Annotated in this window: 23 protein-coding genes; 11 read left to right on the top strand and 12 right to left on the bottom strand. The window is 75.5% G+C overall.

The features are described 5' to 3' along the window. Nucleotides 1–59 precede the first annotated feature (59 nt). Both ACYVG5_RS19305 and ACYVG5_RS19310 read left to right on the top strand, forming a co-directional pair. The gene (locus ACYVG5_RS19305) at nucleotides 60–1,451 is read left to right on the top strand and encodes a WS/DGAT/MGAT family O-acyltransferase (RefSeq protein WP_460683451.1); all 1,392 of its coding nucleotides are present in this window, start codon (nucleotides 60–62) and stop codon (nucleotides 1,449–1,451) included. 93 nt (nucleotides 1,452–1,544) lie between these two features. Further along, the gene (locus ACYVG5_RS19310; RefSeq protein ID WP_222050273.1) at nucleotides 1,545–2,045 is read left to right on the top strand and encodes a DUF6912 family protein; all 501 of its coding nucleotides are present in this window, start codon (nucleotides 1,545–1,547) and stop codon (nucleotides 2,043–2,045) included. Between the two features lie 5 nt (nucleotides 2,046–2,050). On the opposite strand, the gene ACYVG5_RS19315 is transcribed toward ACYVG5_RS19310, so the two are convergent. Next, a complete protein-coding gene (locus ACYVG5_RS19315; protein ID WP_222050274.1) occupies nucleotides 2,051–6,262 on the bottom strand; it encodes an FtsK/SpoIIIE domain-containing protein in 4,212 nt (1,403 codons plus the stop codon). 150 nt (nucleotides 6,263–6,412) lie between these two features. On the opposite strand from ACYVG5_RS19315, the gene ACYVG5_RS19320 reads away from it, so the two are divergent. Beyond that, complete coding sequence (locus ACYVG5_RS19320) at nucleotides 6,413–6,706, top strand: WXG100 family type VII secretion target (RefSeq protein ID WP_222050275.1); 294 nt, start codon at nucleotides 6,413–6,415, stop codon at nucleotides 6,704–6,706. Between the two features lie 39 nt (nucleotides 6,707–6,745). Here ACYVG5_RS19320 and ACYVG5_RS19325 read toward each other — a convergent pair whose 3' ends face one another. The 3 genes from ACYVG5_RS19325 to ACYVG5_RS19335 all read right to left on the bottom strand — a co-directional run bounded on the left by ACYVG5_RS19325 (nucleotide 6,746) and on the right by ACYVG5_RS19335 (nucleotide 8,665). After that, a complete protein-coding gene (locus ACYVG5_RS19325; RefSeq protein WP_460683452.1) occupies nucleotides 6,746–7,675 on the bottom strand; it encodes an HTTM domain-containing protein in 930 nt (309 codons plus the stop codon). Next, entirely contained in the window at nucleotides 7,672–8,160 is a 489-nt protein-coding gene (locus tag ACYVG5_RS19330) for a hypothetical protein (RefSeq protein ID WP_222050276.1), read from the bottom strand. Before ACYVG5_RS19330 ends, ACYVG5_RS19325 begins: the two co-directional genes overlap by 4 nt. 91 nt (nucleotides 8,161–8,251) lie before the next feature. Continuing rightward, entirely contained in the window at nucleotides 8,252–8,665 is a 414-nt protein-coding gene (locus tag ACYVG5_RS19335; protein ID WP_222050277.1) for an NUDIX hydrolase, read from the bottom strand. Nucleotides 8,666–8,761: 96 nt separating this feature from the next. Here ACYVG5_RS19335 and ACYVG5_RS19340 point away from each other — a divergent pair, with 96 nt between their 5' ends. From ACYVG5_RS19340 to ACYVG5_RS19355, 4 genes are all read left to right on the top strand, one after another. Further along, a complete protein-coding gene (locus ACYVG5_RS19340) occupies nucleotides 8,762–9,385 on the top strand; it encodes a DUF6758 family protein (RefSeq protein ID WP_222050278.1) in 624 nt (207 codons plus the stop codon). Between the two features lie 150 nt (nucleotides 9,386–9,535). Beyond that, on the top strand, nucleotides 9,536–9,691 hold the full coding sequence (locus ACYVG5_RS19345) for a hypothetical protein (RefSeq protein WP_460683453.1): 156 nt from the start codon (nucleotides 9,536–9,538) through the stop codon (nucleotides 9,689–9,691). A gap of 8 nt (nucleotides 9,692–9,699) precedes the next feature. Beyond that, nucleotides 9,700–10,506, top strand: a complete 807-nt coding sequence (locus ACYVG5_RS19350; protein WP_222050279.1) for a PH domain-containing protein — start codon at nucleotides 9,700–9,702, stop codon at nucleotides 10,504–10,506. Between the two features lie 75 nt (nucleotides 10,507–10,581). Further along, nucleotides 10,582–11,439: a PHP domain-containing protein gene (locus ACYVG5_RS19355; RefSeq protein WP_222050280.1), complete on the top strand. Its 858-nt coding sequence runs from the start codon at nucleotides 10,582–10,584 to the stop codon at nucleotides 11,437–11,439. A gap of 7 nt (nucleotides 11,440–11,446) precedes the next feature. Here the strand turns inward: ACYVG5_RS19355 and ACYVG5_RS19360 are convergent, their stop codons facing one another. Further along, nucleotides 11,447–11,854: a VOC family protein gene (locus tag ACYVG5_RS19360; RefSeq protein ID WP_222050281.1), complete on the bottom strand. Its 408-nt coding sequence runs from the start codon at nucleotides 11,852–11,854 to the stop codon at nucleotides 11,447–11,449. Between the two features lie 197 nt (nucleotides 11,855–12,051). Beyond that, nucleotides 12,052–12,678: a LysE/ArgO family amino acid transporter gene (locus ACYVG5_RS19365; protein ID WP_222050298.1), complete on the bottom strand. Its 627-nt coding sequence runs from the start codon at nucleotides 12,676–12,678 to the stop codon at nucleotides 12,052–12,054. Nucleotides 12,679–12,753: 75 nt separating this feature from the next. Between ACYVG5_RS19365 and ACYVG5_RS19370 the strand changes: the two genes are divergently transcribed. Continuing rightward, on the top strand, nucleotides 12,754–13,647 hold the full coding sequence (locus ACYVG5_RS19370; RefSeq protein ID WP_222050282.1) for a LysR family transcriptional regulator ArgP: 894 nt from the start codon (nucleotides 12,754–12,756) through the stop codon (nucleotides 13,645–13,647). On the opposite strand, the gene ACYVG5_RS19375 is transcribed toward ACYVG5_RS19370, so the two are convergent. From ACYVG5_RS19375 to ACYVG5_RS19390, 4 genes are all read right to left on the bottom strand, one after another. Beyond that, nucleotides 13,648–14,553 carry an oxygenase MpaB family protein gene (locus ACYVG5_RS19375; protein WP_222050283.1) on the bottom strand — a complete coding sequence of 302 codons (906 nt, stop codon included), beginning with the start codon at nucleotides 14,551–14,553 and terminating at the stop codon, nucleotides 13,648–13,650. Beyond that, nucleotides 14,550–15,515, bottom strand: a complete 966-nt coding sequence (locus ACYVG5_RS19380; protein WP_222050284.1) for an alpha/beta fold hydrolase — start codon at nucleotides 15,513–15,515, stop codon at nucleotides 14,550–14,552. Before ACYVG5_RS19380 ends, ACYVG5_RS19375 begins: the two co-directional genes overlap by 4 nt. Before the next feature lie 175 nt (nucleotides 15,516–15,690). Beyond that, entirely contained in the window at nucleotides 15,691–16,809 is a 1,119-nt protein-coding gene (locus tag ACYVG5_RS19385) for an outer membrane protein assembly factor BamB family protein (protein ID WP_460683454.1), read from the bottom strand. An 80-nt stretch (nucleotides 16,810–16,889) separates the two neighbouring features. Beyond that, a complete protein-coding gene (locus ACYVG5_RS19390) occupies nucleotides 16,890–18,713 on the bottom strand; it encodes a DEAD/DEAH box helicase (protein WP_460683455.1) in 1,824 nt (607 codons plus the stop codon). Between the two features lie 220 nt (nucleotides 18,714–18,933). Between ACYVG5_RS19390 and ACYVG5_RS19395 the strand changes: the two genes are divergently transcribed. Further along, nucleotides 18,934–19,584 carry a ferritin-like fold-containing protein gene (locus tag ACYVG5_RS19395; protein ID WP_222050285.1) on the top strand — a complete coding sequence of 217 codons (651 nt, stop codon included), beginning with the start codon at nucleotides 18,934–18,936 and terminating at the stop codon, nucleotides 19,582–19,584. A gap of 82 nt (nucleotides 19,585–19,666) precedes the next feature. Here the strand turns inward: ACYVG5_RS19395 and ACYVG5_RS19400 are convergent, their stop codons facing one another. Both ACYVG5_RS19400 and ACYVG5_RS19405 read right to left on the bottom strand, forming a co-directional pair. Beyond that, on the bottom strand, nucleotides 19,667–19,897 hold the full coding sequence (locus ACYVG5_RS19400) for a DUF3107 domain-containing protein (RefSeq protein ID WP_222050286.1): 231 nt from the start codon (nucleotides 19,895–19,897) through the stop codon (nucleotides 19,667–19,669). A 101-nt stretch (nucleotides 19,898–19,998) separates the two neighbouring features. Then, nucleotides 19,999–20,670: a TetR/AcrR family transcriptional regulator gene (locus ACYVG5_RS19405; protein WP_222050287.1), complete on the bottom strand. Its 672-nt coding sequence runs from the start codon at nucleotides 20,668–20,670 to the stop codon at nucleotides 19,999–20,001. Nucleotides 20,671–20,737: 67 nt separating this feature from the next. Here ACYVG5_RS19405 and ACYVG5_RS19410 point away from each other — a divergent pair, with 67 nt between their 5' ends. Next, nucleotides 20,738–21,790, top strand: coding sequence for an alpha/beta fold hydrolase (locus ACYVG5_RS19410; RefSeq protein WP_222050288.1), 1,053 nt, complete (start codon nucleotides 20,738–20,740; stop codon nucleotides 21,788–21,790). 71 nt (nucleotides 21,791–21,861) lie between these two features. After that, nucleotides 21,862–22,815 carry a DUF3152 domain-containing protein gene (locus ACYVG5_RS19415; protein WP_460683456.1) on the top strand — a complete coding sequence of 318 codons (954 nt, stop codon included), beginning with the start codon at nucleotides 21,862–21,864 and terminating at the stop codon, nucleotides 22,813–22,815. Nucleotides 22,816–23,012: the final 197 nt, after the last annotated feature.

The raw sequence follows: 23,012 nt of genomic DNA on the forward strand, positions 1-23,012 counted from the left end.
ACTGTCCGGGCCGGCCGGGGCGACGTAGCGTGGGCCATCACGGCAGCGAGGAGGGTCACGTGGTCGAACGGCTGACTGCCCTGGACGCGTCGTTCCTCTATCTGGAGGACCCGGACACGCCGATGCACGTCGGGGGCGTGCTGGTGCTCGAGTGCCCGGCCGGGGTGCTGGACCACGACGCGCTGGTCGACCTCGTCCGGGCTCGGTTGCCCCTGGTGCCGCGCTACCGCCAGCGGGTGCTGGAGGTACCCGGCCACCTGGCCAACCCGGTCTGGGTCGACGACCCGGACTTCGACGTGAGCTACCACGTGCGCCGGTCGGCTCTGCCGCGTCCGGGGTCCGAGGAGCAGTTGCTGGACCTGGTCGCCCGGCTCACCGCCCGGCCGCTGGACCGCCGCCGGCCGTTGTGGGAGATGTACCTGGTCGAAGGGTTATCCGGCGGCCGCAGTGCGGTCGTCACCAAGACCCATCCGGCGTTGGTCGACGGGCTGAGCGCCATCGACATCGGCCAGGTCATCCTCGACGAGAGCCCGGAACCGGGCACCCCGCCCGACACCGGGGAGTGGCGGCCGCGACGCGCCCCCGGGCAGGTGGCGCTGGTGTGGGAGGCGGTCGAGGAGTACCTGGAACGCCCGTCCGCCGTGGTGGAGACGGCCCGGACGGCCGTCGGTGACGTCCGGGCCACCGCCGCCCGGTGGGCGGGCGTGGCCGGGGCGATCCTGGCGGCCGCGGCCCGGACGGCGATGCGGCCGGCGCCGATGAGCCCGCTCAACGCCCCGATCGGCCGTCAGCGGCGGGTGGCCGTGGCCCGGGCCACCCTGGACGACGTCAAGATCGTCCGCAAGGCCAACGGTGGCACCGTCAACGACGTGCTGCTGACCGTCGTGACCGGCGCGCTGCGGGAGTGGCTCCTCTCCCGCGGGGAGCCGGTGATCGGCTCCACCTCGGTGCGGGCCCTGGTGCCGGTGTCCGTGCGCAGTGACGAGGACGACGACGCCAGCCGGGTTTCCTCGCTGCTGGTGGACCTGCCGGTGGGTGAGCCCAACCCGCGGGTCCGGCTGGCGCGGATCAGCTACGCGATGCGGGCCCTGACCCAGAGCAACCAGTCGGTGGGCGCGGATACGCTGAGCGCGCTGTCGGGGTTCGCCCCGCCGACGCTGCACGCGCTCGGCGCCCGCGCCGCCAGCGGTCTCTCCCGCCGCCTGTTCAACCTGGTCGTCACCAACGTCCCCGGTCCGCAGACCCCCCGGTACGCCGGTGGGGCCCGGATGGTCGAGGTGTTCCCGGTCGTCCCGCTGGCCAAGGGTCAGGGGCTGGCGATCGGGCTCACCAGCTACGACGGCACGGTGTACGTGGGCCTGAACGCCGACCGCGACAGCATCAGCGATGTCGACGTGCTCGCCGACCTGATCGAGCAGGAGGTCGCCGCCCTCGTCGAAACCGCCTCCTGACCGCCGGCGCCGGCGCGCGGGCCGGTGCCGGGAGGAGCAGCCATCGCGCCCGGCGCTACGGTCGCGGTCCGACGACTGAGGGAGGCGACCGGGGTGCGCGTGTACCTGCCGGCCACGACCACCGTGCTGCAACGGTTGCTGGACGAGGGGCAGCTCGACGGCCCGCTGACGGTGTTCGCGGTGACCCCGCAGCTGCGCTCGCACTACGAGTTGAGCGACGACGAGGAACTGGAGTACGCCGCGCTGCTGGCCGCGGCCCGTGCCAGCCTCCGGCTGATCGACGTCGATCCCGCCGCGGCGCGCCGCCGGGTGGTGCTGGCCGCCGACGTCTCCGACGCGGTGGTCATCCCGATCGAGGACGACGCGGCCGACGCCGGTGCCGCGCGGGTAGGGGTCGACGTGCCGCTCTCCGTCGTCGCCAGCGCGCACGTGGACGCCGCCGAGGCCGAGGATGACGTTCGACGAGCCGTGGGCGTGGTGCTCGAGGCCGACCTCGGCAGCGAGGACGCGCAGTTCGTCGTGGACCAGGCCGAGGGGCACGAGCTGGGCTGGTACGCCACCCAGGAGATCGGCGCGGTCCTCGAGCTGCTCTGAGGCGTTCACCCGCCCGCCGTGACCCGGTGCCGGGCCACCTGCACCCGGGTCGTCGTCCCCGCCACCACCAGCCATCCCGAGCCGGGCCGCGCCGGCAGCGGCACGCGGGGCAACCGCAGCCCCAGGACCTGCCCGTCACCCGGCCCGGGACGCAGCAGCAGCGCGGTACGGGTCCGGCGGAGCGCGACCGTCGGGCCCCGGAACGTGCCGGCCAGCTCGGCCGCCCCACCGGCGGCCAGGACGAGGAGCTCGCCGCGGGGCCTGGCCAGCGCGGCCAGGGCGTCGGCCATGGCGTCGGCGAGCGTGCCGACGTCGTCGGCCACCACCACGGCCGGGCACCCCCGGACGCGGCTCACCCAGGTCTGCACGGCAGCCACGTCGTCCGGGCCGATGTGCTCCTCCGCGAGGTCCGCCGGCTGGGTCTGCGGGCCGGTCCCGAGGTGGAGCACGCGGGCACCGGCGTGCCGGCAGTGCCGGGCGAAGGCCCGCAGCGCGCTGCTCCGGCCGCTGGTGGGTGGCCCCACGACGAGCAGGCCACCGCTGCGCACCAGGTCGATCCCGATACTCGCGCCGTCGTCGGCACCGGGACCGATCGGCAGCCAGAGGTCATCGGAGCCCGACGCACCCGCCGGGAGCTCCGCGACGGGGTCGGCCGGCAGGGGGACGATGGAGATGGCCTGCCGCCGGGCCGGGTCGGGAACCGACCGGCCCGTCGACTCCCCGCCGGGTCGCCGTGGCAGGACGAGCTGGCACTCCACAGCGTCCTCGCCGACGAGGGCCCGGCCAGGCGGCCGAGAGGCGGGGACCGCCCGCGGCGGCACTCCGGCCACCGCGTAGTCGGCCCGGTCGGGCAGGGGCAGCACCAGCCTCGTGGCGGCGGCCGCGGCCAGGCGGCTCCCCGGGACAGCGCGGTCCGCGCTCAGCACGCAGGTCAGTCCCGCCGCGGCGCCCTCGCGGACCAGGCGCAGCAGTGCCGCCGAACCGTTGCCGGGGTCGGCGTCGTCGAGTTGTGCGGAGACGCTCTCGACGCCGTCCACCAGCAGCAGGAGGTGCGGTGCACCCGCCGGACCGTCCGACCGCCGCTGGTCCACGACGGCCTGCAATCGGGCCATCAGCCGCTCGGTGCGGTACGGGTCGTTGCGGTCGACGGTGGTCCCCGCGTGTGCCAGCCCGGAGGCCTCCGCGGCGAGACCGCCTCCACCGTGGTCGAGGACGTGGACGTGCAGGCGGGCCGGGGGCAGGCGGTGGACGGCCTCGCGGAGCACGGCGCGGAGGGCCGTCGTCCGCCCGCTGCGCGGTCCGCCGGCGGCCAGCCAGCCGCCGCCGGCGGCCAGGTCCAGCACCAGCGGGTCCTGCGACTGGCTGTCCGGGCAGTCGAGCAGGCCGACCCGCAGCTGGGTGGCGGGAGCACCGGCTGGGGCGCACCGGTCGAGCTGCTCGGCCGGCAGCTGGTCGGGGAGCGGGGGCAACCAGGGACGCCCGACCGGGGAGATCCGCTCGTGCGCAGCGCGGCGCCCGAGCGCGTCGACGACCCCGGCCAGATCACCGGCCGGCCGGATTCCGTCGGGAGCCGGGGCGGCCGAGCTGACCGAGGGAGTTGCCGCCGGCCAGGGCCGGCGCCGGACCTGGACCCCACCGGCGGGGCGCAGCGCGGGCGCGCCGGCCACCCGGGCCACCTGCAGCAGGACCGGTGCCGCGCTGCCGACGCGGAGGTAGGCCCGACCCGGTCGGTGCACCGGCAGGAGCGCGGCCAGCGGGCTGCCCAGTACGTCGCGGGAGTCGCTCTCGTCCGTCGTGCGCAGGCAGATCCGCAGCGAGCAGTTGGCCCGGATCTCGGGGCTCACGACCCCGGAGGGTCGCTGCGTGGCGAGCACCAGGTGGACGCCGAGCGAGCGGCCGCGCTGCGCGATGCCCACCAGCCCGCTGACGAAGTCGGGAAGTTCCTCGGCCAGCGTGGCGAACTCGTCCACGACGATGACCAGCCGCGGCAGGGTGACCTCGGCCGCCAGCTCCCCGACGTCGCGGACCCCGTGGCCGGCCAGTACGCGTTCCCGTCGCGACAGCTCAGCGGTCAACGACCGCAGCGCCCGGCCGGTCGACTGCGGATCGAGGTCGGTCAGCACCCCGACGGTGTGCGGCAGCCGTGCCGCCTCGGCGAAGGCGGCGCCGCCCTTGTAGTCGACGAGCAGGAAGGACACGCGGTCCGGTGGCTGGTGCAGGGCCAGGCCGGCCACCAGGGTCTGCAGCAGCTCGGACTTCCCCGAGCCGGTGGTGCCTGCGACCAGCGCGTGCGGGCCCTGGGCGCAGAGATCGAGCACGACGGGACCGCGCTCGTCCTCGCCCAGGACGCAGACCAGGGCGCGCCGGCTCCGGGGCCAGGCGCCCGCGGCGGTACCCGTCGCTGCGTCGATGTGCAGCCCCACCCCGGGCAGGTCGAGCAGCCGGCAGGAGTCCGGCAGCCCGGTCGTCGTGGTGAGGGCGGCCAGCCCGGCGAGGGACCGGGCAGTGGCGGCGGCCACCGGTACGGACACCCCGTCCAGGGTGAGCTCGCGGTCGACCGGGTGTCCCGGTGCCCGGAGACGGCCGACCGTGCCGGTCTCCCCGGTGACGGTGAGGCAGGCGGTGGGGGAGACCGCGAGCCGGCTCCCCGATGACGCGACGGCCACGCACACCACCCGCTCACCCGCGGTGAGAGCCGCCGCGGTCTCCGGCCGCACGTCGGTGTCCAGGACGACGAGCCGCACCGGCGGCCGTCGCAGCGGGCCGGGGCGGGGCTCCGGGGGCGTGCACCCGGCCAGCACCTGCAGCAGTCGTGCGTCGGCGGCCGGATCGTCCGGGCCGCACTCGACGACCCCGGCCAGGTGCGGCAGCCATGCCACCCAGCGCCAGTCGGCGGACCGGTCGGGGGCTGCGGCGACGACGACGCTCAGTTCTCCCGGCGGCAGCAGGGCGGTGAGCTGCAGCAGCAGGGCCCGGACGACCGCCGTCCCCGGTGCGCGCGGCCCGACGACGCCGAGGCCGGCGGAGCTGCCCAGGTCGACGGTCACCGGCAGGTGCTCGGCGACCGCCGGGGAGCGCTGTCCGTCCGGTGCCACCAGCGTCACCGCCGTGGGCCCCGGACCGAGCCCCAGCCGGACGGTGGGGCCACCGGGGCCCCCTGCCGTGCGTGACCACAGCGGGCCCGACCGGCGGTGCACGGCTGCCACGAGCGTGGCCGGATCCGGATGGGCCTCGTCGAGGGCAGCACCGGCGGCGGCCACGGCGGCCACCAGCCGGGTCTGCGCCTCGGCCGTGGCGGCCCGGTGCCCGGCCGTCGAGTGCCGCCGGTCCCGCCTGCCCGTCACCCGGTCGGACACCCAGCTGCCGACGGCCACCACCGGGCTGAGCAGGGCGAAGAACAGGAACTGCGGTGTGGCCAGCAGCCAGGCCATCAGCAGTCCGGCCACCGCGGGCACCGCGACGGCCACCCAGCCCAGCCGCCGTCCGGATCGCTGGGCCGGTTCGGCCGGGAACGTCACGGTGACCTCGGCAGCGGGAGGTGGCGTGGCCCGGAGCGGGCGTACCTGCTCCCGCCCGGCGGGAGCGGGTCGCCGGTCCAGCTGGACGCCCCGTGGACCGGTCAGCCGGATGGCGGTGGAGCCCAGCACGAGCACCGCGCCGACGGGCCAGGCGGTGGCGGTGGAGGTCACGGCGACCGTCCCGGCCGGGCCGAGCAGCCGGCTGCCGTTGGCCGAGCCGAGGTCGGCCGCGGTCACCTGCCCACCGCCCACCCCGATCCGGAGGTGCCGGCGGGAAACGCCGGGGTCGGTCAGCGCGACGGCACAGCCGGTTCCGCGGCCCACCACCAGGTCGCCCTGCTCCAGCGGCAGGATGCGCCCGGCGTCAGGCCCCCCGACGACGTGCAGCTCCAGGGCGCCGCCGGATGCGCCGCCCGGGTCAGCGGTGCCGCCGGCGGTCACCGGTCCCGGACGGCCGAGCCCGAGCACGGCGCCGTGCCGCAGGACGGCCGACGACAGCGAGGTGGAGCCGTCCAGTGCCGCCGGCCCTGCCCACAGCGAGGAGGCGGGCAGCCCCAGCTGGTCGCGGAGGGCGGCGAGCACGTCCGCGACGGTGCTGGTGTCGGTGGCCGCCACCTCCACGTCGACCGATCCCTCGGGAGAATCCAGCGTCCAGCCGCGGGTACCGGGAACGTCGGCGGCCGGGGAGGGGTGCGTCACCCGGCCGATGCTGCGGTGCCCCGATGCCCGCGACCGCCATGCCCGGGCAGCTGTGGAGGAGGCGGGCGGCTGTGGACGGCGCAGGGCCGGGGAGCGTGGCGCCGCCTAGCGTCACTGCGACCGGGAGGTCCCCGGAACGGAGGAGGAGCCATGAGGGTCGACATCGCGACGTTGCACACGATGGCCGGGCGGTGCGCGGGCGAGGCCGCGGACACCACGTCCCGGCACGCCACGCTGTCCAGCGGCATCAACAGCTCGGTGCTGGAAGGCTGGACCGACAGCCAGGCGGCCGTCCAGTTCACCGAGCTCTACGAGAAGTGGCGGCTGTCCAGCCAGGGGGTCAGCGAGGCGCTGACCGGCATGGGGCAGCTGCTCACCAGCGTGGCATCGGCCTACCAGCAGCACGAGACGGAGATGGCGGCCCGGATCGGCGCGATGATCTGACCGCCGCCCCGCCGGCGGTGTGGCCGGTCGCGGGGCGGATCAGGTGCCGGCGGAAGCCGGGGACGGCTGCCGCCGGCCGCCGAGGGTGGTCCGCCGCCGGGCCGCGGTCAGCCGCTCCCACGGCAGGATCGACAGGATCGCGATGCAGTGCGGCAGGAAGATGATGCTGACGCCGGCGTAGACCATGACGTGGAAGCCGAGCAGGAACGCCACCAGCCCGATCCGGGCCCGGTCGGTGCGCACCAGCAGGATCAGCGGCGCGGCGAACTCGACCACGACCATCACCCACTGCGCCGCCGGCAGCAGCCACGGCACGTCGAGGGTCCACGTCGACAGATCGGTGCCGCGCCGCACGACCGCCCGGGTGAGCGTCGAGCCGGTCGCCCAGTCGAAGCCGCCGAAACGCATCTTCGCCCAGGCGGCCAGGAAGTAGGTGAGCATCACGGTCACCAGCACCGCGGCCATCGCCCAGCCGGCCGCCTCCGACGACCGCCGGTCACGGAACCGGGCCCGCCCGATGGTGGGTAGCACGGCCAGCGCGACGAGGAAGGCGATCCGGTCGTGGTCGACCTTGCCGTAGCTCATCGCGATGACCATCCACTCCGCGTACAGGAGGAAGACGGCCCACCCGAGCAGCCGGGGCGCGTGACCGGTGGCCGCGGCCAGCGCGGCCAGCACGAGCGCCCACTGCACGACCACCACCAGGGTGTGCGTCGGGGTGGGCAGGTGCAGCAGCTCCCCGATCCGCAGCGGCGCGTACCAGTCGATCGGGACGTCGGCGTGCGCCCGCACCCAGGCGGTGGTGAGGAAGACGTCGACCGGGATGAACAGGTAGGCGACCACCCGGAACACCGCGATCCGGGCCAGCGGGACCGGCCGGAACCACCAGCGGGGGGTACCGGGGACGGCCGGCTCCGGCTCGGCCGGGGCGCGGTCCAGCGTCGCCCCGCTGCCGGACCGTCCGGTCACGGCTGGCCGGCCACGTCGTACTCGACGACGACCCGGTCGGCGTAGGCGCCGGTCCGCGTGCCGTCGCGCAGCTCGAAGCGGCGTTGCACGACCTGCACCTCCATCAGGGCGGGAGCGTCGGGGTGCCGGTCGGCGTAGGACTCGGCCAGCAGGCCGAGCAGCTCCGGATCGTCCTTGATCCGGGGAAGCTGACCCTCGAACTCGGCCCGGCGCAGCCCCACCTCGCCACCGGACAGCCGCACCTCCTCGCCGGCCTCGGTCAGCCCCACGACCCGGGTCGAGACCACCGGGGCGTTCGGGTCGGCGCGGGTCGAGTACATCTTGAACGGCCCGAACGGGAAATCGTGGTCGGTGCCCCACACCGTGCCGGCCAGCAGCAGCGCGAGCACGACCGCGGTCGTCGCCAGCCGGGACACCCGGCCGGCCCGGGAGAGAGGGACGACCTCGTCGTCGGCCGGGAGCTCGGGAGCGGACTGCAGCTGCACCGGTCCATCGTAGGATCGGCGCCCCGCCGGACCGGTCACCGTCGGGGCGTGGCGGCCCTGCCCGGAAACCCGGTCCGTCGACCCGGCGGGTTCACCGGGGCAGCACGCCCCACCCGCCCAGCGCCGCCGCCAGCCCGGGGGTGCACGGCAGCGCGGAGAGGCCGACGGCATCCACCCAGGCCACGTCCGCGGCGTCGTCGCCGGCCACCGGCTGCTGCCCGGGCGGACTGGGGAAGCAGGCGAAGTCGGCGATGGTGAACACCACGCCGTCGGCCGCCACCCGCACCCGGCCCAGCAGGGCCCCGGCGGTCACCACCAGGCCGGTCTCCTCGGTGACCTCCCGGACGACCGCCGCCTGCTCGGTCTCCCCGGGCTCGACCCGCCCGCCGGGCACCGACCACAGCCCCCGGTTCGGCGCGTGCCCGCGCTGGACGACCAGCAGCCGGCCCTGCTCGTCATGCACCACGGCACCCACGCACGGCACCTCGATCGGACCGTCGGACACCGGGCGAGGCTACGGCCGCCCGTCCGGCGGGCGCGACCGGACTCCGGTTGGATCCGTGCTTGACGTGCGAGCCCGAGCGCAGGACGGTGAGCGGCGATGAGCGTGTCCCCGGTCTGCCCACGCTGCGGCGAGGTGCTCGTGGTCCGTCCCGAGTCGACCGCCGAGGGCTGGTGCCACCTGCACGCGGCCGTCACCCCCCTGCACCACACCGCTCTCGTCGCCCACGACGCCATCACCGCGGTCTGCGCCGACGCCCGGGTCCCGGCCTGGGTGCCCGACCCGATGCCCACCGACTGGGCGGTCACCGGACTGGCCTGGGGCGGTGAGCCGGGAGCCCGGGCGATCGTCGTCGCCTGCGCCGGTCCCGCGCCGCTGGGCGGCTCGGCCGAGCTGCTGCTGGTCGCCGAGGAACCGGGCACCGGCCTCGGCTGCGGCTACGCCGGGCTGCCCGGCGTCGACCCCGGCGAGCTCATCGACGGGCCGTCGACCGCCGCGGTCCGGGCGGCCGGCCAGCGCGCCCCGCTGTGGCCGGTGCCCACCCGCGACGACCGGGCCGCCTTCGTGGGGGAGGCCTACGGTGTCTGGCTGTGGCTGGTCACCTGGCCGGGCTCGGCCGCCTGGTTGCTCGCCGAGGACCTCGGCCTGCTCGACCTGCGGGAACGGGTCTACCCCGACCTGCCCCTCGGCCCGACCAGCGACCATCTGCTGCCCGGCGCCTGACCGACCCGTGACCCGCCCGTGCGGCGTGGCGCACCCGAGACGGATGAGGTGTCTGTTACTCATGTTCCGCGACCTGCCCCCGGTCGTGACGTCGTCGTGGAGCTGGCCGCCCCGGCACGTCGTGACCAGTGCGAAGGGAACGGTGCGACCTTGCTGAAGAAGGTGCTCACCTGGCTGGTCATCGCCTTCGTGGTCTTCTACGTGATCAAGGCCCCCGAGTCCTCGGCGGAGATCGTCCGCAGCGCGGGTGAGGCCCTCGGCGACGCGGCGTCCTCGCTGGCCGCGTTCGTGGGTTCGCTGGCCTGAGCAGACCCGTGTCCGGCCCGCGATCCCAGCCGCCGGCGGCCACCGGATCGCCGCCGGGCCGGCCCGGAACGGGCCGGCCGCGACGGGAACGGCCCGCGCCGCGGGAACCCCGGGAGCGGCAGCCCCGCTGGGGCAAGGACGCAGCCAAGTACCTGCTTCCCGACGAGGAGCCGGTGATCGCCACCCGGCGGCACTGGGCGGTGCTGTTCGAGCCGGCGGTGCGCGGCCTGCCCGTGCTGGTCGCCGGCGGATGGGTGCTGCAACTGGACCCGGCGAACCGGGTCAGCAGCGTCGTCGGCCTCGTGGTCGCGCTCGGTGCGCTGCTGTACCTCGCCCTGCACGTGGGCGAGTGGTGGGTGCGGCACCTCCTGGTCACCCGCCGCCGCGTGCTGATGACCTCCGGCGTGATCATCCGGACGGTCGCGGTCATGCCGTTGCGCCGGATCACCGACCTGACCTGGAAGGAGACCTTCTTCGGCCAGCTGCTCGGGTACGGCACCTTCCGGTTCGAGTCCGCCGGCCAGAAGCAGGGTCTCGACGAGATCGACTACGTCCCGGACGCCGACGTCCTCTACCGGAAGCTCAGCCAGCTGATGTTCGGCACCGACTTCTCCACCAATCAGGTCAGCGACGAGGACGACGGCACCGGTTCCGCCGAGGACGGCGAGGACCGGCGGCCGCAACGCGGTGGCCGCAGCCGGCCGTCGCGGCCCGGCGTGCGGGACACCGCGCCGTTGCCACAACCGCCACCGCCGCCACCGCCACCGCCGCCGCCACCACCACCGCCGCCACCACCGCCGTCCGCCGGCAGCTGAGCGCGCCGGTGCCCGCCGCGCCGGCGTGCGGAATCACACCCGGTGCACCGCCGGTCCGTGCGGCAGGGTGGGGGAGTGCGCATCGACCTGCACACCCACTCCTCGGTGTCCGACGGCACCGACACCCCGGCCGCGCTGCTGTCCGCCGCCCTGGCGGCCGGGCTCGACGTCGTCGCGCTCACCGACCACGACACCACCGCCGGGTGGGGCCCGGCCGAGGCGGCCCGGCCGCCCGGGCTCACCGTCGTCCCCGGCATGGAGCTGTCCTGCCGCTGGTTCCCGGCCGACGAACCGCCGATCAGCGTCCACCTGCTGGCCTACCTCTTCGACCCGCTGCACCCCGCGTTCGTCGCCGAGCGGGCCCGGCTGCGCGAGGAGCGGCTCACCCGTGGCGAGCGGATCGTGACCGCGCTGGCCGCCGCCGGCCATCCGGTGGTCTGGGAGCAGATCGTCGAGCGCAGCGCGGGCGGGGTGGTCGGCCGCCCGCATATCGCCCGGGCCCTGCTGGAGGCCGGCGTCGTCGCCTCGGTGGACGAGGCGTTCGGCACCCTGCTGCACCACCGCAGCCCCTACTACGCGGCTAAGGCCGACACCGACGTGCTCGACGGGATCACGCTGGTCCGCGCGGCCGGCGGCGTGCCGGTGTTCGCCCACGGCCGGGCCCGTTCCCGGGGTCGGGTGGTCGGCGATGCGGCGATCGCGGCCATGGTCGAGGCCGGGCTGGTCGGGCTGGAGGTCGACCACCCCGACCACACGCCCGAGGAGCGCGCGCACCTGCGCGGCCTGGCTGATGCGCACGGACTGCTGACCACCGGGTCCAGCGACTACCACGGCACCAACAAGCTGACCCCGATCGGCGCCTGCACCACCGACCCGGCGCAGTACGAGGCGCTGCTCGCCGCGGGTACCGGCACGGCGGTGCTGGCGGACTGACCCGGGGTCAGCCGGCGGCCGAGGCCGCCGGGACGTCGGTGTAGCGCGCGGTCAGCACCTCCAGCAGGTGGCCGTCCGGACCGCGGAAGTACAGCCGCCGGCCGTCGCCGCCGGGGTTGACCTCCCCGACCTCGCCCGGCCGCCGGCCGGGCGGGTCGGCGGTGTACGGCGTGCCGTCGGCGTCGAAGCGGGCCCGGATCCGGTCGAAGTGCTCCTCGCCGATCAGGAAGGCGTAGTGCTGCGGTTCGGCCACCGGTGCGGCCGCGAAGTTGACGACCAGGAAGTCGTCGAGCTGGACGGAGGAGAAGAAGCCGTTCTCCCACGGCGGGCGGAGCTCGAGCAGGTCGACGAAGAAGCGGGTGGCGGCGTCCCGGTCGGAGACGCCGATGATGATGTGGTGCAGAGCAGTGGGCATGGGGAAGGTGACTCCAGGTCTGAGAGAGGGCCCGGTCGCGCGGATGCGTTCCGGGGATGCTGCGGCTCTCTCAGGTGGGCGGCCCGCGTGGCCACCCCGCGGTCACCGGCGGGCCGGGTACCCGACTCGCTCACGGCTGGAAGCCGACCCGGAAGTCATGGCGGTGACCGTAGCGAGGGTTGCCGGTCGGAACAAGCTCAGCCGCCCTGCACCCCGCGGACGGTGAGGGACACCGCCAACGCGACCATGACGACGGCGATCAGCGCGTCCAGCACCCGCCAGGCGGCCGGCCGGGCGAACACCGGCCGGAGCAGGCGGGCGCCGAACCCGAGCGCGGTGAACCACACGAGGCTGCCGACCGCGGCGCCGATCGCGAACGACCATCGCTGCTCACCGTAGGTGCTGGCCAGCGAGCCGAGCAGCACGACGGTGTCCAGGTAGACGTGCGGGTTGAGCCAGGTCAGCGCCAGGCCGGTGGCCACGGTCGCCGCCAGCCCGGTCGCCGGGCCGCCGGAACCGGCCTGCAGTGCAGTCGGCCGAACCGCACGCCGCGCGGCGAGCGCGCCGTAGGCCAGCAGGAACGCCGCGCCGGCGAAGCAGACCACCGGCACCAGCCAGGGCAGCCGGGTCAGCAGCGCGCCGGCACCGGACACCCCGGCGGCGATCAGTACCACGTCGGAGACTGCGCAGACGGCGACCACCGCGGCGACGTGCTCGGTGCGCAGTCCCTGCCGGAGCACGAAGGCGTTCTGCGCGCCGATCGCGATGATCAGCGACAGCCCCAGGCCCAGCCCGGCGACGGCGGCGAGCAGGGCGGGCGTCATGGTCACGCCCCGACGCTAGGCAGTCGATGCCCGGAAGCCCAGCTCACTTTTCTGTCGCACCGTTAGCGTTGCTTCATGGAGCTGGATCTCGCGCAGCTGCGCGCCCTGCAGTCCACGGTGTCCGAGGGCAGCCTCGACGCCGCCGCGAAGTCCCTGCACGTGACGCCGTCGGCGATCAGCCAGCGACTCCGGGCTCTGGAGGCAGCGACCGGCCGGGTGCTGCTGGTGCGCAGCCGGCCGGTGCGGACCACGCCGTCCGGGGAGGCGATGCTCCGGCTGGCCCGGCAGGTCGACCTGCTCACCGCCGACACGGTCCGCGAACTCGGCGACCCGTCACCGGCCGAGGGGGCCCGGCCGATGGCCCTGCCGATCGCGGTCAACGCCGACTCGCTGGCCACCTGGGTGCTGCCGGCGCTGGCCCCGCTCGCCGGGTCGTGCGCCTTCGACCTGCGCCGGGAGGACCAGCAGCACACCAGTGCGCTGCTCCGCGACGGCACGGTGATGGCCGCGGTCACCGCCGAGCCGGACCCGGTACCCGGCTGCAGCGCCACCCGGCTGGGCAGCATGCGCTACCGGCCGATGGCGGCCGCCGGGTTCGCCGCGCGCTGGTTCCCCGACGGCGCGACGAGCGCGGCACTGGCCACCGCACCGGTCGTGGTCTTCGACCGCCGCGACGACCTGCAGCACGGCTGGCTGCGCACCCGCACCGGCACCGCGGTCGACCCGCCGCAGCACTTCGTGCCCTCGTCGGCCGACTTCGTGGCGGCGGTGCGGCTCGGGCTGGGCTGGGGGATGGTGCCCGACCTGCAGCGCACCCCCGAGGACGACGGGCACCTGGTCGCGCTGGACCAGGCCGGCAGCGTGGACGTCGTCCTGTACTGGCAGCAGTGGCGGCTGCGATCCCCCACGCTGGACCGGGTGGCCACCGCGCTGCTCGCCGCCGCCCGCGTCGCGCTGGACCCGGCGTGATCAGGCAGGTCGCGGGCTCCCGCCGCGAGCGGGGTGCTTCTCGGGGGACAGGGGATGGTTCGTCCGCGCCCGGGCAGCGCGCACGATCGGTGACTCCCGCACCCGCGCCGGCACGGCCAGCGCGGTCTGCCGCAGCGCCTTCACCGTGGCCGTGGTGGCGGGCTCGGTCAGTCCGAGGGCGGGCAGCCCGTACATCCGCCGCGCCCACCGGGGGAGGGTCGCCACCGCGAGGGAGGCGAGGCCGGCCCAGCCCGGCCGCGCCGGGGTGAGCAGCTGCACCCAGCCCGGCATCGGCGGGAGCACGATGAAGCCGTACGCGGCGCGGGCCGGCGCGGTGAGCCGGAGCTCCGGGCGGACCCGATCGAAGTACTCCTCCAGCGCCGCCACCGATGCCGGGACGTCGGCGTCCGGGATGCCGATCAGCCGTGCGGCGGTGACCTGCTCGGCCACGTAGCGGTCGGCGTCCTGTTCGGGCAGTCGCACCCCGGCGCGGCGGGCCACCGACAGCAGCGAGTCGACCTCGCAGTTGTGCACCCACAGCAGCAGGTCGGGGTCGTCGACGCGGTAGCTGCGCCCGGTTGTCGGCTCCACGCCGGCCAACCGGTGGTGCATGCCCCGCACGCGGCGGACCTGGCGCAGTGCCTCGCGGCGGGTGCCGAAGGTCAGCGTCGCCACGTACTCGGCGGTGCGGGTGAGGCGGGGCCACGGATCGGTGCGGAAGCCCGCGGAGAACTGGTGGACGCCGTCCATGGCGACCGGGTGCAGCGCCTGGAGCAGCAGGGCGCGGATCCCGCCGACGGAGAAGCTCGGGTCGGCGTGGATGCGCCAGCTGACGCTGTCCGGGCCGAAGAAGCCCAGCCGGTCCTCCTCGGCGGTGAATTCCGACATCGCCGGCGGTGGGGTCACCGCAGCGCCCCGGCCGCGTCGTCCCGGGCGTCCTCGCGCGGGTCGTCACGCAGGTCGTCGCGCGGGTCGGTGGGGGCGGTGGACGCCCAGAAGTCCAGCAGCACCCTCAACGTGGCCGCGGTGTTCTCGATCGCCGGGGAGTGCACCGCGCCCTCGATCACCACGTGCCGGGCACCCAGCCGGTGGGCCATGTCCTGCTGCGTGGCCGGCGTCCAGGCGTCGTCGGCGATGCCGTGGGTGACCAGTACCGGCACCCCGGTGGCCGCCAGCTCGGCCACCCGGTCCGGCTCGCCGAGCATCGCGTCGGCCATGCCCTGCAGGCCGGCGGCGCTGTTGCGCAGGAACCGGGCGGTGAGGAACGCCTGCGTCGCTGGGGGCACGGCCGCCCGCAGCGGGTCGTTGCGGCCGAGTTCGTCGAGGGTGTCGCTGACCAGCTGTACGCCACCGGCGGCCAGCAGCGGGGCGAGGTGGTCGAGCAGCTCGGCCCGCGGCCCGGTCAGCCCGCCGGGTCCGGTGCCCAGGAGGGTCAGGGAGTCGGCCGCGGCGGGGTCGGTGAGCACCGCACCCCGGGCGACCAGCCCGCCGAAGCTGTGCCCCAGCAGGTGCAGCGGGCCGGTGGACTCGTCTCGCAGCTGCCGGAGGACGCCGACGACGTCGCCGGCGAGCTCCGCGACGGAGTACCGGGCCGGGTCGTCGGGGCCGGGCGACTCGTACTGGCCGCGCTGGTCGAGGGCGACCACGCGCAGCCCGGCCTCGGCCAGCGGGGTCAGCAGTGGCGCGAAGTCCTCCTTGCTGCCGGTGAAACCGGCGACCAGGAGGACGGTGCCGCCCGAGGCCGGCCCGGTGTCCAGCGCGACGAGGGGGCCCGCGGGACCGGGAAAGGTGATCCGGGCGGCCGAGTGGGGGCAGAGCTGGCGGAGGTCGTCGGGCGAGGTGTGTTCAGAACCACCGGGCAGGACCATGGCACCGAGTGTCCCCTGTGCCCGGCAGCCGTGCCGCAGACGCTGCTCGTCAACCGGCTGTTCGGCCACCCTTCAGGGGCCCGCGCCGAGCAGGCGAGGCGCGGGGCAAGGCCCTCTTCCAGGGGCCCACCGCGAGCGTGCGAGTGGTGGGGAGGAAGGGGGTCCTTCACCTTCTTCAGTGCAGGCCCAGCACTGTCTCTCCGGTGGCGTAGACGACAGCTGGTCCGATGACGGAGGCCCGCCCGCCGGCCGGGAGCTCCACGTCGGTCACGGAACGGCCGCGTTCGGTCCCGTCGGTCAGCGAGCGCCACACCAGGGCGCCGTCCTCGGGCACGAGGACGGCGGCGCCGTCGGCGGCGCGCACCGCGGGCAGCCCGGCGGCCGCGGTCTCCCAGCGCGGGGCGCCGGTCGTCCCGTCCAGGGCGTAGACGGTGCCGCGGGCCCACACCAGCGCTCCGTCGGCCATCCCGGCCTGGTGCACCGGCTCCGGGTCCGGGCGTTCGGCGACCCGGGGCGGCAGCTCCAGGTCCTGCAGCTGGGTGCCGTCGGCGGCAGCCAGCACGAGCAGCCGGTCGCCGACGACGACGTCGACGAGCCGGTCGGCACCCACCAGCGTGGCCGGCGCGCCATCGGTCTCGATCTCGCGGGTCCACAACGGGTCGCCCGCGAAGCCGTCGAACAGCTTGACCTGCAGCGCGCTGGACCCCGGGCAGCGTTGCAGGACCACCACACCGGTGTCGCCCACATCGGCGCCGACCAGCCGGCAGCCCGTGGGGGACTGGTAGCACCAGCGGAGCGTGTTGCCGGTGGGGTCGAGGGTGGCGACGCCGGTCGGCGAGCTGGCCAGCACGATTCCGGTGGTGCTCGACAGCCGGGCGTCACCCCGGAAGTCGACGTTGCGGTACCAGACCCGCATCCCGGTCGAGGCGCGCAGGGCCACCGCCTCGTCGCAGCGGCCCGCGGTGCCGAAGACCGCCACGACCACGCCGTCGACCGCCGTCGCGTCACACAACCGGGCGTTGTCGCGGAGGTGGTGCCAGGCCTCCCGGCCGGTGAGCGGGTCGCGCAGGACCACCCCGGCGGTGCTGGTGGTCAGCACCCGGCCGCTCTCGACGGGGCGCCGCGGGGCGGGGGAGGAGTCGGCCGACCAGCTCAGCTCGAGCCGGTCGGCCGGCTGTCCGTCGGGCGCCGCCGGCGCCGGCGCCGCGGTGCTGCTGGTCGCCGCGGCATCCGAGCCGCGCCACAGCAGCACCGCGACGGCGGCCACCACGAGGGCGGCCGCCGTCCACACCACGACGCGCAGCGGCGGGCGTCTCGGCCACCTCCAGGGGCCCGCCCCGAGCGTGCGAGGGGTGGGGGGGAGGTGGTCCTTTCTCAGGCGGCGGACTCGGAGCCGCTGCGACCGGAGCCGCCGCGGCGCCGACGTCGGCGTGGCTTGCCGGCACCCTCACCGGTGGAGCCGGTCTCGGCCGCCGAGGAGCGGGTGGACGCGGGCCCGTCGACCGCCGCGGCGGCGCCCTCGGCGGCCGGGCCGGCACCACGGGTCCGCCGGCGGGGCCGGCTCTTGCCGGGACCGGCCGGCTCGGCGTCGTCCCGGCTGCCGCCATCGCGACCGCCGCCGTCCCGACCGCTGCTGTCCCGTCCGGGACCGGACTGCGCGCCGCCGGACCGGCCGCTGCCGACCGGGCGCTGCCGCTTGCCGGTCTCGCCCAGGTCCTCGAGCTGCTCGGCGCCCAGACCCTCCCGGGTGCGCTGCGCGCGAGGCAGCCGGCCGGTGGCCGACTCCGGGACGTCGAGGTCGGCGTAGACCCACGGGGAGGTGGAGTAGGTCTCCGGCGGCTCGGCGAAGTCGAGGCCCAGTGCCTTGTTGATCAGCTGCCAGCGGGGGATGTCGTCCCAGTCGACCAGGGTCACCGCGACGCCGGTGCTGCCGGCGCGGCCGGTGCGGCCGATCCGGTGCACGTAGGTCTTCTCGTCCTCGGGGCACTGGTAGTTCACGACGTGGCTGACACCGGTGACGTCGATGCCGCGGGCGGCGACGTCGGTGGCGACCAGGACGTCGACCTTGCCGGCGCGGAAGGCGCGCAGCGCCTGCTCGCGGGCACCCTGGCCCAGGTCACCGTGCACGGCGGCAGCCGCGAAGCCGCGGTCGACCAGGTCGTCGGCGACCTTCTGCGCGGTGCGCTTGGTGCGGCAGAACACCATCACCAGGCCGCGGTCGCGCGACTGCAGCACCCGGGACAGCAGCTCGGGCTTGTCCAGGTTGTGCGCCCGGTAGATGAACTGGGTGGTCTGCGGGACCGTGCTGCCCTCGTCGTTGCCGTGCGCCCGGATGTGCGTGGGCTGGGTCATGAACGAGCGGGACAGGGTGACGATCGGGCCGGGCATCGTCGCGGAGAACAGCATCGTCTGCCGCTTGTCCGGGACCATCGCCAGGATCCGCTCGATGTCGGGGAGGAATCCGAGGTCGAGCATCTCGTCGGCCTCGTCGAGGACGAGGACCTTGACCTTGCCCAGGATCAGGTGACCCTGCTGCGCCAGGTCGAGCAGCCGGCCGGGCGTGCCGACGACGATCTCGACGCCGGCCTGCAGCGACTGGACCTGCGGCTCGAAGGCGCGGCCGCCGTAGATGGCCTGCACCCGGATGCCGCGCCTGGCGCCGGCGGCGGACAGGTCGCGGGACACCTGGACGCAGAGCTCACGGGTCGGGACGACGACCAGCGCCTGCGGGACGCCGTCCCCGCCTTCGGCCGGCGGGACCACCCGCTGCAGCATCGGGACGCCGAAGCCCAGCGTCTTGCCGGTGCCGGTGCGGGCCTGACCGATGAGGTCGTGCCCGGCCAGCGCCAACGGCAGGGTGAGCTCCTGGATGGCGAAGGTGCGGGTGATCCCGACCTCGGTCAGTGCGGCGACGACGTCGGGGTGCACGTCGAAGTCGCTGAACAGCGGGCTGTCGCTGGCGACGGGTGCGCCGCCCAGCTCCTCTACCTGCTGCTCGATCTCCTCGGGGGCCGGGGCGCCGGTCTCGGCGTGCTCCAGCTCAGGGGCGGGGATGTTCTCGCTGGGGATGTTCTCGGTGGAGGTCAGTTCTCTCGCCTCGGTCTGGTGGGGGACCGGGGGCGTCGTCGGTGCCCGGGGTCGGGCGTTTCCCGGCGACGCCTGCCGGTCCCGGGGTCGGTTCCGGGATCGTTCGTCCACGCGCCGACGCGGCCAGCAGACCGGGCGTCCAGAGCAGACTGCCCGGGAGACGGCCCACGAGGGGCCGGTCTCGAGGAGATCCAGCGGTCATCAGCGCACACGGAAATTGCACTACAGGGAACGAGCCTGGCGGCCCGCTCATTCCATTCTAACCTGCGGCGCCCGCTAGCCTCGCTGCGCGCGCCGGGGGCGACCCCCGGGCGGGGACGGAGGGACGCGTGTGGCCACGGTCGACCAGAGAGCCGTTCCCGACCTGCTGGGAGTGCTCGCCTACGCCGAGCTGACCGCGTTCGACCGCCTGGCCGAGGACGCCCGCCTGGCGCCGACGCTCGACGGGCGCGCCTCGCTGGCCCGGATGGCCGCCGCCGAGGTGGCGCACCACGGCAGGCTCACCGCGCGGCTGCGGGAGCTCGGGATCGAGCCGGCGGAGGCGATGGCGCCCTTCGTCGCCCCGCTCGACGCCTTCCACGACGGCACCCGGGCCAGCACCTGGCTGGAGGGGCTCGTCAAGGCCTACGTCGGCGACGGCCTGGCCACCGACTTCTACCGGGAGATCGCGGCGTTCCTGCCCCAGCCGGACCGGGCACTGGTGGAGGAGGTGCTGGCCGACACCGGTTACGCGGATTTCGCCGTCCGCGAGGTGCGGGCCGCGATCGTCGCCGACCGCGCCGTGGCCGGTCGGCTGGCTCTCTGGGCCCGCCGGCTGGTGGGTGAGGCGCTCACCCAGTCGCAGGCGGTCATCGCCGAGCACGACCGGCTGGCCGAGCTGATCATCGCCGGCACCGGAGACCTCGCCGGGGTCGGGCAGCTGCTGCAGCGGATCACCACCGCGCACGGCCACCGGATGCGCGCCTTGGGGTTGAACCCATGAAGGGCCCCGGTGCCCCCCACGCCTCGCGAGCTCGGCGCGGGCCCCTGCACCGGGGCCGTTCCATCAGGCCCTACCGGGTTCCCTACCCGGCGATGAAACCGACCCGCCGCTGGTCTGCCTCGGCGATCTCGACGTAGGCGATGCGGTCGGTCGGAACGACGATGCGGCGACCCCGCTCGTCGACCAGGGTGAGGAGACCGTCCTTGGCCGCCGTCATCGCCTTGGACACCTCCGCCGCGATCTCGTCCGGCGTCTTGGGGCTGTCGATGACCAGCTCACGGGGCGAGTGTTGGACACCGATCTTTACTTCCACGTGGAGATGCCTCCTCAAGTCGGACTGCTGCTCGCCCACGCTAGTCCAGCCGGGGGCGACCGACCCGGCGCAGCAGGTGCGCCGACAGCGAACGCCGGTGCTCAGCCGGCCGAGCCCGCGGTGCCGCCGTCGTCCTCGCGCAGCGGGAAGCCGGACATGCCGCGCCAGGCCAGCGACGACATCAGGGCCACCGCCTCGTCCCGGGACAGCGTGCCCTTGCCGGCCAGCCACCAGCGCGCGCTGGTCTCGGCCAGCCCCGTCATCCCGGCCGACAGCAGCAGGGCCCGCTCCGGGTCGGCGCCGGTCTCGACCGCGATCACCTCGGCGATCGCCTCGATGCACTGCCGGGCGCCCCGGTCGACGGCGTCGCGGACGTCGGGGTCGTTGCGCAGATCGGACTCGAAGACCAGCCGGAAGGCCTCGCCCTCGGCGTCGATGAAGTCGAAGTAGGCGCCCACCGCGCCATCGACGCGGGTCCGGTTGTCGGCCGTCCCGGCCATCGCCTCGCGCACCCGGTCGCTCAGCTCGTCGACCTGCTGCTCCAGCAACGCCAGGTACAGCTCCCGCTTGCCGGGGAAGTGCTGGTACAGGACCGGCTTGCTCACCCCGGCCCGGTCGGCGATGTCGTCCATCGCCGCGGCGTGGAACCCCTGGGCGACGAAGACGTCGCGGGCGGCCCGCAGCAGCTGCTGCCGCCGGGCGTCGCGGGGCAGCCGGGACGTGCGGCGGGGGGACGCCGGCGCGGCGGCGGGTGCGGGTCGGCTGGGCTGCATGGCGGGGCGATGTTACCGGCGCGTCGCCTCCGCGGTCCGGGGTGCGGGGGCGGACTACCGTCGTCGGGTGACCGACGCCCGCCTCTCCGACGTGCCCCTGCCGCGGTCCCGGACCCTCGTCCCGCCGTGGCCGGGGCAGCAGGTGCCCGTCGCGGGTGGGCAGGTGTTCGTCCGGCACACCCCCTGGGTCGGCCCGGTCGGCGGCCGTGGGGAGCCCGGCGGCGGCGCCCCCGTCGAGCGAGCGCTGTACGTCCACGGGCTCGGCGGCGCCTCCACCAACTGGACCGACCTGGCGGCCCTGCTGGCCGTCCGGTTCGACGGGTACGCACTCGACCTGCCCGGGTTCGGCCGGTCCGCGCCGCCCCCGCGGGGCACCTACTCGATGCAGCGGCACGTCCAGGCGGTCGTCGACGTCCTCGAATGGGTCGTCGACCGCCCCGGGCCCGGCCGTGGCCGGCCGGTCCACCTGCTGGGCAACTCCCTCGGCGGACTGGTCAGCGTGTGGGTCGCCGCCCGTCGCCCCGACCTGGTCGCCACGCTGACGCTGGTCTCCGCGGCCATGCCGGTCTACCGGGTGCCGGCCGCCTTCGACCGGGCGATCGCCCTGGTGCTGCTGCCCGGCGTGCCGGCGCTGGCCGAGAAGCGGCTGGCGGGGGTGAGCCCGGAGCAGCGGGTCAGGGGGTTGGTGCAGATGTGCATCGGTGACCCGTCCCGGGTGCCCGAGGCCAGGCTGGCCGAGGCGGTGGAGGAGCTGCGCGAGCACGACGCCCAGCCCTGGGCCGGCCAGGCCCTGACCCGCAGCCTGCGCGGGCTGATGACGTCCTATCTGCGGCTCGGCCGGGCGAACGCCTGGCGGATGGCCCGGTCGGTCCGGGTCCCCTCGCTCGTCGTCTGGGGCGACCGGGACCGGCTGGTCGACCCGGCGCTGGCGCCCCGGCTGGCCGCGGCGCTCCCCGACGCGAGGCTGCAGGTGCAGCCCGGGGTCGGGCACCTGGCGATGCTCGAGGCGCCGGAGGCGACCGCCCGGGCCGTGCTCGCCCTGGCCGAGGACGCCGCCCGCCGGTCGGCCGGCGCCGACGGCGACGGGCCCGCCCGGCAGCGGGCCTCCGGGCGGGCCTGAGGATCGGTCCGCCGCGACGACCTCCGGCGAGGTCTCCCTGGTCGGTGGTCCTCCGTGAGAACCTGGGCGGCGTGACCCGACCGGACCTCCGCACCCAGCGTGGTGCGGCTCCGGATGCGCCGGTGCCGGATCAGCGCGGGCGGGGGGCGGCGGAGCCACTCGTCGCCCGCCGCGCCCCGTTGGGCGCCACCCGACCAGTCGCCCGACGAACGGAGTCCGCCGGGCGGGCCCGGCGCTTCGTCCGCCGTTACGGATGGCGTGCCTACGCCGTCCCGGTGCTCACCGTGGCCACGCTCGTCGCCCTGGTCGACGTCGCGGCCACCAGCGTCGCCGGCCCCGCCCCCGGAGCCGAGCCGGCCGCTGCCGGACAGACCACGCCGGTCAGCCCGGAACCCACCGCGCCGCCCACTGCGGCCGTGGGTGAGGGCGTGCCTGCAGACGCAGACGCCGATGTTGACGCCGCCGCCGCGGCGCCGGGGCCCGCCTACGTCGAGCAGGGAGCCGGGACGGTGAGCGTCGTCGACGGCACCTCCGGGGTCTACGGCACCGGACCCCTCCAGCGGTTCGTCGTCGAGGTCGAGGACGGCATCGGCGTCGACGGGGCCGGCTTCGCCACCGCCGTGGAGGCCACCCTCGGCGACCCGCGCTCCTGGGGGAACGGCGGCCGCCTGTCGGTGCAGCGGGTGGGCGCCGCCGAGGCAGCGGCCGGGGCCTACGACTTCCGCGTGAGCCTGGTCAGCCCCGGCAGCATGGAGGTCTACTGCCCCGGGGTGGGCACCGGCGGCTACACGTCCTGCCGGTACGGCGAGCGGGCGGTGATCAACCTGGCCCGCTGGGAGACCGCTGTCCCCGACTACGACGGCGACATCCCCACCTACCGCCAGTACGTGGTCAACCACGAGGTCGGGCATGCCCTCGGCAACGGCCACCAGCCCTGCGCCGGCCCGGGCCAGGTCGCCCCCGTCATGCACCAGCAGACGCTCGGCCTGGACGGCTGCACCAAGAACGCCTGGCCGTATCCATGACATCGTCATCCTCCGGATGACACCGCGGCCAACGGCCGTCCCCAACGGTCGATGAGCCGTTGCCCGCGTCTTCGGCGGGAGCCTCCGGCCCCGCGCCGGAGCCGCGGACGGCCTCCGGCCGGCCCGGGGTTGCGTCTCTTCGGTGCCTTCCGTGGTGCTCGTCCAGTCCACTGCACTACTCCACAGACAGCCTCTCG

The organism is Modestobacter lapidis (genome assembly GCF_054780755.1).